This is a genomic window from Candidatus Deferrimicrobiaceae bacterium (assembly GCA_035256765.1).
GTDB lineage: Bacteria > Desulfobacterota > Deferrimicrobia > Deferrimicrobiales > Deferrimicrobiaceae > CSP1-8.
This window is the reverse complement of the sequence record DATEXR010000290.1, coordinates 1-8,527: the sequence shown is the minus strand read 5'-3', so window position 1 is coordinate 8,527 and position 8,527 is coordinate 1. Positions and strand designations below refer to the sequence as shown.

General features: G+C 67.5%; 10 protein-coding genes and 1 tRNA gene. All 11 read left to right on the top strand.

Annotated elements, in window-relative coordinates:
- Positions 1-859, top strand: an 859-nt coding sequence (locus VJ307_10050; GenBank protein ID HJX74483.1) for a UbiA-like polyprenyltransferase, incomplete at its 5' end; no start/stop codon positions are given.
- A gap of 36 nt (positions 860-895) precedes the next feature.
- On the top strand, positions 896-1,585 hold the full coding sequence (locus tag VJ307_10045) for a UbiX family flavin prenyltransferase (GenBank protein ID HJX74482.1): 690 nt from the start codon (positions 896-898) through the stop codon (positions 1,583-1,585).
- A 62-nt stretch (positions 1,586-1,647) separates the two neighbouring features.
- A complete protein-coding gene (locus VJ307_10040) occupies positions 1,648-2,004 on the top strand; it encodes a response regulator (GenBank protein HJX74481.1) in 357 nt (118 codons plus the stop codon).
- A complete protein-coding gene (locus VJ307_10035) occupies positions 2,001-3,101 on the top strand; it encodes a GAF domain-containing protein (protein ID HJX74480.1) in 1,101 nt (366 codons plus the stop codon). The genes VJ307_10040 and VJ307_10035 overlap by 4 nt, the downstream gene beginning before the upstream one ends.
- Before the next feature lie 97 nt (positions 3,102-3,198).
- A complete protein-coding gene (locus tag VJ307_10030; protein ID HJX74479.1) occupies positions 3,199-4,158 on the top strand; it encodes a GGDEF domain-containing protein in 960 nt (319 codons plus the stop codon).
- Entirely contained in the window at positions 4,130-4,600 is a 471-nt protein-coding gene (gene def / locus VJ307_10025; GenBank protein HJX74478.1) for a peptide deformylase, read from the top strand. The genes VJ307_10030 and def overlap by 29 nt, the downstream gene beginning before the upstream one ends.
- Positions 4,600-5,532: a methionyl-tRNA formyltransferase gene (gene fmt / locus VJ307_10020; GenBank protein HJX74477.1), complete on the top strand. Its 933-nt coding sequence runs from the start codon at positions 4,600-4,602 to the stop codon at positions 5,530-5,532. Before def ends, fmt begins: the two co-directional genes overlap by 1 nt.
- On the top strand, positions 5,415-6,857 hold the full coding sequence (gene rsmB / locus VJ307_10015) for a 16S rRNA (cytosine(967)-C(5))-methyltransferase RsmB (protein HJX74476.1): 1,443 nt from the start codon (positions 5,415-5,417) through the stop codon (positions 6,855-6,857). The genes fmt and rsmB overlap by 118 nt, the downstream gene beginning before the upstream one ends.
- Positions 6,858-6,956: 99 nt before the next feature.
- A complete protein-coding gene (gene rpe / locus VJ307_10010; GenBank protein HJX74475.1) occupies positions 6,957-7,634 on the top strand; it encodes a ribulose-phosphate 3-epimerase in 678 nt (225 codons plus the stop codon).
- Between the two features lie 34 nt (positions 7,635-7,668).
- On the top strand, positions 7,669-8,310 hold the full coding sequence (locus VJ307_10005; GenBank protein HJX74474.1) for a lactate utilization protein: 642 nt from the start codon (positions 7,669-7,671) through the stop codon (positions 8,308-8,310).
- A 133-nt stretch (positions 8,311-8,443) separates the two neighbouring features.
- Positions 8,444-8,520 (top strand) — tRNA-Pro (locus VJ307_10000).
- Positions 8,521-8,527 lie beyond the last annotated feature (7 nt).

Below are 8,527 nucleotides of genomic sequence, written 5' to 3'. Positions count from 1 at the left end.
CGCTGACATGCTCGGCCGGGTAGGCGTCTATCTCGAGATGATCAAGGTGGCGCACACTGTTTTCGCGCTGCCGTTCGCCCTGATGGGGGCATTCCTGGCCGCCGGGGGCTTCCCCTCCACCCGGACCTTCTTCTACATCGTTTTGGCGATGGTGGGCGGAAGAAGCGCCGCCATGGGGTTCAACCGGCTGGTCGATGCCGACATCGACGCGAGGAACCCGCGCACCCGGGACCGCGCCATCCCGAGGAACGAGGTGAGCAGGCCGATGGCGGCCGTCTTCATCTTCCTGTCCGTGGTCCTGCTCGAGCTGTCGGCGGCGAAGTTGAACCCCTTGTGCCTCAAGCTCTCCCCCGTGCTCCTGCTCATCCTCTTCTCCTACTCCTACACGAAGCGATTCACCTGGGCGTCCCACATCGTCCTGGGGATGTGCCTCGGAGCGGCGCCGCTGGCCGCCTGGATCGCCGTCACGGGGGAGTTCGACCCGAGGATCCTCCTTTTTTCCTTCGCGGTCATGTTCTGGGTGGCCGGCTTCGACGTCCTCTACGCCCTTCAGGACATCGAGTTCGACCGGGAGGAGCGGCTCCACTCCATCCCGAGGTGTCTCGGCGTCGGGAAATCCCTCTGGGTGGCGCGGGGGTTTCACTTCGCGATGGCGGCCCTCCTGCTCGTGGGCTATGATAGTTTTGGGCTGGGCCGCTGGTTCCTCGCAGGGTGGGCAATCTGCTCCGCGGTTCTGGTGTACGAGCACAGCATCCTGCGCGCGAACGATCTTTCCCGGCTGAACGTGGCGTTTTTCAACCTGAACGGGATCGTGAGCATCGCGCTTTGCCTGTTCACCTATCTTGACCTCGCGCTCTGACACCGCCGGACGGGACGGCGGGGAAGAGGAGCATCCATGAAGGTGTTGCTCGGCATATCGGGCGCAAGCGGCGCCGTCTACGGCCTCCGCACCGGCGCGGCGCTCCACTCCCGGAGGGTGGATCTGCACCTGATCGTCACCGCGACGGCGTGGGACATCCTGGATTGGGAGGTCGGGACGGGGAACAATCCCCGGCCGGGCACGACGCCCGGGACCCTGCTGCGCGGCATGGGGATGCCGGGGAAAAAACGCTGGCTTTCGAAGAGGATGTCCGTCCCTCCGGAGGCGTTCCACCTGCACGCGGAGGACGATTTCACCATCCCCTTCACTTCCGGCTCCAACCCCCCCGATGCCATGGTCATCGCCCCCTGCTCGATGGGGATGCTCGGGCGGATCGCCCACGGCGTGTCGTCCTCGGTCCTCACCCGGTGCGCCGATGTCGCCCTGAAGGAGAAAAGGCCTCTGGTGGTCGTCCCCCGGGAGACCCCCCTGTCCGTCATTCACCTGGAGAACCTGCTCACCCTGGCGCGCGCCGGGGTGGACATCCTTCCGGCGTGCCCGGGGTTCTACCACCGGCCGGCCACCGTCGGGGAGATGGTCGACTTCGTCGTCTCCCGCATTCTGCTCCGGATCGGGCTCGATGCGGGGCTCACCGGCAAGTGGGGGGAGGCGCCCGGGCCCTCGAAGAAGGGGAAGCAGGGCGGCCGCCGGGGTGCGGGCTCGTGACGCGCGCGAATCCCCCCTCGCCCCCCTCGCGGGCGGCGAGGGGAAGAAAGGAGGTTCCCTCCATGAAGAAGATCCTGGTGGTCGACGATGAGGAGAACATCCGCGAGTTGTACCGGGACGAGCTCGTCGAGGAGGGGTACGAGGTGGAGCTGGCCAAGGACGGGCTCCAGGCGCTCGAGAAGTTCGACTCGTTCCGCCCGGACCTCGTGACGCTCGACGTGAAGATGCCCGGGCTCGACGGGCTCGAGGTCCTGAGGAGGATCCGGGAGAAGAGCGTGCTGGTCCCGGTCCTCCTGCTGACCGCCTTCGGGGAGTTCAAGCAGGATTTCACCACCTGGGCGTCGGACGCCTACATCGTGAAGTCCCACGACACGGGCGAGCTGAAAACCGCCGTGCGGAAGCTGCTGGGCGGGAAATGACGGTCCTCTCCCTTCTCTCCGAGGCGATCTTCGGGAAGAAGCTCCCGGAGGCCACCCGGGAAGTGTCGCTCGCGGGGGCGCTGACCTCCGGCTTCTTCGAAGTCTCCCAGGCGATGAACACGACGGCGGGCGACGTCCAGAACAGCCTCGACCTGATCGCCTCCGCCGCCACCTCCATCCTGCGCATGGAGAGGGTGGTCATTCTCCTCAAGGAGCGGGGGGAGGAGATGCTCGCCGTCCGGGCGATGGCGGGAATCCCGCGGGGGAGGCGGTTCGAGGAGTACCGCCAGGAGATCCACGACAACATCTTTTCCCAGGTCATGGCCAGCGGCGAGGGGATGCTCATCACCGAGGTGCGGGCGGGGTCCGATCGGAATCTCCTGCGCCTCCTGCGGCGGCTCGACGTCAGGGGGTTTCTTGCCGCTCCCATCCGGGGGCCTTCCGGCGTCATCGGCGTGCTGGCCGCGGCCTCTCCCCTCGACCGGAGGGAGCTCTCCGAGACCGACCTGAAGCTCCTTTCCGTAATGGCGAACTTCGCGGGGGTGGCGATCGAGAACGCCAACCTGGTCGCCCGGCTCCACCGGAAGGCGAAGAAGCTCACGGCGATCTTCCAGGTCAGCAGGGCGCTGAACGAGGAGAGGGATCCGGCGGGACTCTTCCAGCTCATCATCGACCATGCCACGGACCTGATGGGGGCCCCCAGCGGCTCCATGATCCTCGTCGACCGGCGGTCGGGCCTGCTGCGCATCCAGGCCGAACGGGGCCTGGGGCCGGAAGTCAAGGAGGAGATCCTCCTGAAGATCGGGGAGGGGATCACGGGGTGGGTGGCCAAGGAGGGGAAGCCCGCGCTTATCCGGAATGTGGGGGAGGATTCCCGGTACGTGGAGGCGAACCCGAACGTGCGGTCGGAACTGGCGGTCCCGATCAAGTGGGGGGACGAGGTCGTCGGCGTCCTGAACCTCGACCACTACCGCCCGGACGCCTTCGCCGAGGAGGACCTGGATCTGCTGACCGCGTTTGCGAACGTCGCCGCCGTGGCCCTCAAGAACGCGAAAGTGCTCGACCGGGGCGGCGAGGGCGGAAAAGAATTGCCGTGACGGCCCTCCCGGCCGGAGCTAAAAGATTTCCCTCCCGTCGAATTATTCATCATAATAGGCGAAAACCGGCGGTTTCCGGGGACGTGCAGGGACGAGAGTGGGAAAGGACGTAATCATCGCCAGGCCCTTGTGGCCCGTGCTCCGCAGCGCCGCCCGGTTCCTGGCGGAGGACGGGTACCGGGTGGAGGAGACCTTCTCCTGGTCGAGGCTTTTGGACTCCGGGCTCTCCGTAAGTCTGCTGTCCGGCATCCTGCTGGGAGAGCACGGCGAAACGGCGGAGGAGTTCGAAGTCATCCGGCGGTTCCGGGAGCGCAAGGGCGCCCTGGGCGTGCCCATCATCCTGGTGGGAGGGATGAACGCCCTCCTGCGGGCCGAGAAGTTCCGATCCTGCGGCGTGGATGTCGTGCTCCCCGCCGACATCTCCCCCGGGGACCTCGTCGAGCAGGCCAAGCCCCTCCTGCGGTACGGCTCCCTGTACCAGTCGCTGTCGGAGACGAACCGGGAGCTCCGCGAGCTCTCCATGCGGGACGACCTGACGGGGCTTCCCAATCGGAGGCAGTTCTCCCTGGACCTCAGCCGGAACGTCGAAATGGCCCGCCGAATCGGCCGTTCCCTCTCCTGCATCCTAGTGGACATCGACGATTTCAAGAGGATCAACGATGATTTCGGGCATCCCGAGGGGGACAGCGTGATCCGGCAGTTCGGAGACGTGCTCATCGCGGTGAAACGGACCTACGACACGGTGGCGCGGCTGGGGGGCGACGAGTTCGCCTGGCTTCTCCTGGACGCCGACCCGGAGAAGGCGCTCCACGCCGCGGAGCGGGCGCACCGGCTGGTGAACGAGAAGGTGTTCCAGGTCGCCGGAAGCCCGGTGAAGCTCACCGCCACGTTCGGCGTCTCCTCCCTTCTGCCGGGGATGGAGCTCAGCGCCGACGACCTTGTCGCGAACGCGGACCGCGCATTATACTGGGGGAAGGAGAGCGGGAAGAACGTGGCCCGTTTCTACCCGCCGAAGAAGGTGGAGAACCATGCGGAGACGGATCCTTACCTATCCTGACCCGTTCCTGTCGACGAAGGCGCTTCCCGTGGAGAGCGTGGACGGGAAGATCCGCGAGCTGATCCGGGACATGTTCGAGACGATGGTCGATGCGAACGGGGTCGGGCTTGCGGCCACGCAGGTCGGCGTGGGGAAGCGCGTGATCGTGGTGGACGTCTCCCCGGTGGTGGAGGAGGCCGGCCCGCTCGCCCTCGTGAACCCGGAGGTCGTCCGGAAAACGGGGCAGGTCGAGGGGACGGAAGGGTGCCTGAGCGTCCCCGGGGTCGAGGGGACGGTCTGCCGAGCCGAGTCCGTCGTCGTCCGGGGGAAAAACGAGCACGGGGATCCGGTCACCGTCGAGGCCCACGGCATTCTGTCCCGCGCCCTCCAGCACGAGATCGACCATCTCGACGGGATCCTGTTCGTCGACCGGCTCGCCGCCCCCGCCGCTTCCGCGAAATAATGCCCCGATACCGAGCGGTCTTCCTGGGGACCCCGGCGTTCGCGGTTCCCTCGTTAGCCGCGCTCGCCCGGGACGAGGAAGTCACCCTCGTCGTCACGAACCCCGACCGCCCCGCCGGACGGGGCCAGGCGCTCACGGCCCCCCCGGTAAAGGGGGAGGCGCAACGGCTCGGGATCCCGGTCTTTCAGCCGGAGAAGGCGAGGCACCCGGAGTCGGTCGCGCGGATCCTGGCCGAGAGCCCCGACCTGATCATCGTCGTGGCGTACGGGCAGATCCTCCCCCCGTCGATCCTCGACATTCCGAAGCGGATGTGCATCAACGTCCACGCGTCGCTTCTGCCCCGGTACCGCGGGGCCGCGCCGATCCACTGGGCGATCGCGGGGGGGGAGACGGTGACGGGAGTGACGATCATGAAGATGGACCCGGGGATGGACACGGGGCCGATGCTGCACGTGCGCACACTGCCGATCGGGGAGGACGACACGGCGGAGACGATGTTCCCCAGGCTTTCCGTCCTCGGCGCGCAGGCCCTGACCGAGGCCCTCGGGATGCTTCGCCAGGGGACCCTGGTCGAGACCCCCCAGGACGGGACGAAGGCGACGTACGCCCCGATGCTGAAAAAAGAGCACGGGCGGATCGACTGGGGGAAGCCTGCCCGGGAGGTGCGGAACCTGGTCCGGGGGATGACCCCGTGGCCCTCCGCCTGCGCGGAACACGACGGGAAGACCCTGAAGGTCCTTTCCGCCTCGGTCCGGGAAGGGAAGGGGGAGCGGGGCGAGATTCTCTCGGTCGACCGGGACGGGATCGTGGTCGCCTGCGGGGAAGGGGCCGTCCGACTGGAGAAGGTCCAGCCCGAAGGGGGCAGGGCGATGTCCGCCTGGGAATACGCGCAGGGCCGGCGCGTCCGGAAGGGGGACCGGCTATCTCCGTAAGGGATGCGGCGCTTCGGATCCTTTTCCGGGTGGACCGGGGAGAGGCGTACGCGGATATTCTTCTCGACCGGGCGCAGCGGTCGTTTCCCGACCCGAGGGACCGGGCGCTCCTGACCGAGCTTGTGATGGGGACGCTTCGGCGCCGCGGCACCCTCGATTTCACCCTCTCCCCCCTGCTCTTACGGACGATGGACAAGACCGACCCCCTGACGCGCAACGCCTTGCGCCTGGGCGCCTACCAGATCCTCTACACCCGCGCGCCGGAGCGGGCGGCGGTCTTCGAGACCGTGGAGGCGGCGAAGAGGGCGCGGGGGGAAAAGATCGCAGGCCTCGTCAACGCCGTGCTGCGGGAGTTGGTGCGGGCGGGGAAGGAGCCGGCGCTTCCCGAGGCGGACGGGGAGGAGCGCATGGCGGCCACGCTGTCGGCCCCTCTTGCGCTCGTGTCCGCCCTGTCCCGGTCGATGGGGGAAGAAGATGCGGCCGCCTTTCTCGCCTCCTCCCTGGAGCGGCCCCCTTTCGTAATCCGGGGAAACACCTTCCGCGGCACCCGGGACGACCTGCTGGCCCGGCTTGCCCGGGCGGGGATGGTCCCCTCCCCTTGCCGCTACGCGCCCGACGGGATCGCGCTCTCCGAGCCGGCCGGCGTGCACGCCGACCCGGGCTTTTCGGCGGGGGAGTACCTGGTGATGGACGAAGGCGCGCAGCTGATCGCCCCCCTCCTTGCGCCTGCAAGGGACGAGGTGCTCCTCGACGCATGCGCCGCCCCCGGAGGGAAGACGACCCACCTCGCGGCGCTCTCCGGGGGGAAAGCACGGATCGTCGCGACCGACCTATCGGAAGGTCGCCTCCGTCTGCTGCGCGAGACGGTATCGCGCACGGGGGCGGAAGGGGTGACGACGCGGATCCACGATTTCTCCGCGGGGCCGCTTCCCCGATCCGCGGGCAGGTTCGACAAGATCCTCGTGGACGCCCCCTGTACGGGGATGGGGGTCATCCGTCGCAACCCCGACGCAAAGTGGCGGTTCCGGCCGGAAGGGCCGGCGGACATGGCGCGCCTGCAGGGGGCCATCCTCGACAACGCCTGGGCGTCCCTTCGTGCCGGGGGGCTTCTCGTCTACTGCACCTGCACTCCCTTCCGGGAGGAGAACGAAGAGGTGGTGGCGTCGTTTCTCGAACGGCACGCGGACGGCGGAGTGCGCCGGGAAGGCGCGGCGGGATGGACGGGGCCGGAGGATGCATGGACGCCGGAGGGGTTTCTCAGGCTTTCCCCGCACCGCCACGGCACGGACGGCTTCTTCGCGGCGCTTCTCGGGAAGAGCGGCTGAAGGAAGAAAGTCGGCGGCCCGGCCGGTGGGGAAGCTCCCCTCCCTCCCGCTTTGCCCGCGTGGTAGAATCGTGCGAACCGCTGCGAAAGGGGAAACGGTATGGACTATTACATCGCGCCGTCCCTGCTGTCGGCCGACTTCGGCCGGCTTGCCGAGGAAATCGCCGCCGTGGAAAAGGCGGGGGCCGACCTCCTCCATCTCGATATCATGGACGGCCGGTTCGTTCCCAACATCACGATCGGGCCCCCCGTGGTGGCCGCGGTCCGGAGATGCGCGAAGCTCCCCCTCGACGTGCACCTCATGATCGTCGAGCCGGAGAAGTACCTCGAGGCCTTCGCGGACGCCGGGGCGGACGTCATCACCGTCCATGCCGAGGCGACGCCGCACCTCCAGCGCGCGGTGGCCCGCGTTCGGGAACTGGGGAAGAAGGCCGGGGTCTCCCTGAACCCGTCCACCTCCCTGTCCGCCATCGAGTGGGTGTTGACCGACGTCGACATGGTGCTCCTCATGACCGTCAACCCGGGGTTCGGGGGGCAGGCGTACCTCCCCGCGATGACGGGGAAGATCGAGCTTCTCCGCTCGCAGCTCTCCCGCGCGGGTCTTGTCGTCGACATCGAGGTGGACGGGGGGATCAAGGCGGATAACGTCTCCGAAGTCGTCAAGGCCGGGGCGAACGTGATCGTCTCCGGTTCCGGCATCTTCGGCACGAAGGATTACGGCAGGACGATTTCCGAGATGAGGAAAAACATCCGCAAAGCGGTTTCCGCCCCCGCGTGACGCGAGCGGGGAGAAACCCGGAAGGGGTGCGAGGATGAGCCGGGTAGAGATCGGACTGTGGCAGCTCGATGTCCGGGCAAGGAAATGCGTTGAAGCGCTCCAGAAGAACGGTTTCCGGGCCGAGTACCATCCCAGCCTGGAATCCGTGCGGGAGCGGGTGCTCGCGGAGTGCGAGAACGCGTCCTCGGTCGGGTTCGGGGGATCTCTTTCGATCCAGGAGATGGGGATCTTCGAGGCCCTGGAGGGGAAGGGGAAAACGCTTCTCGACCATAGCCGCGTCCCTTCCGAGAAGGAGGCGGAGACCCGGCGTGGCCAGCTCACCTGCGACCTGTTCCTGACCGGGACGAACGCCGTCACCCTCGACGGGTGCCTGGTGAACCTGGACAAGAACGGGAACCGGATCAACGCGATGACCTTCGGGCCGAAAAAGACGGTCGTGGTGGCCGGGGGGCAGAAGGTGGTTTCCGACGTGGGGGAGGCCCTGCGCCGGATCAAGTCGGTCGCCGCGCCGAGAAACGCGAAGCGGCTCAAGCTTTCCACCCCGTGCGCCACGTCCGGCTTCTGCGAGGACTGCGACTCGCCCCAGCGCATCTGCCGGGCCTACTCGATCATCGAACGGAAGCCGCCCCACTCGGACATCTCCGTGCTCCTGTGCGGCGAGCCGATGGGCTTGTAGGAGGGGCGGGGCCTTGCCGATCGCATTTCCCCTGTTCCTTCTGATCGGGATGTTCGGCGGGGTTCCCATCCCGGTGGGGGTGATCGACATATTGACGGCCCGTTAGCGCCGTTGGTACCATTACAGCTTCTCTCGGGATGTGGCTCAGCCTGGTAGAGCACCTGGTTCGGGACCAGGGGGTCGCTGGTTCAAATCCAGTCATCCCGACCATGGAAAC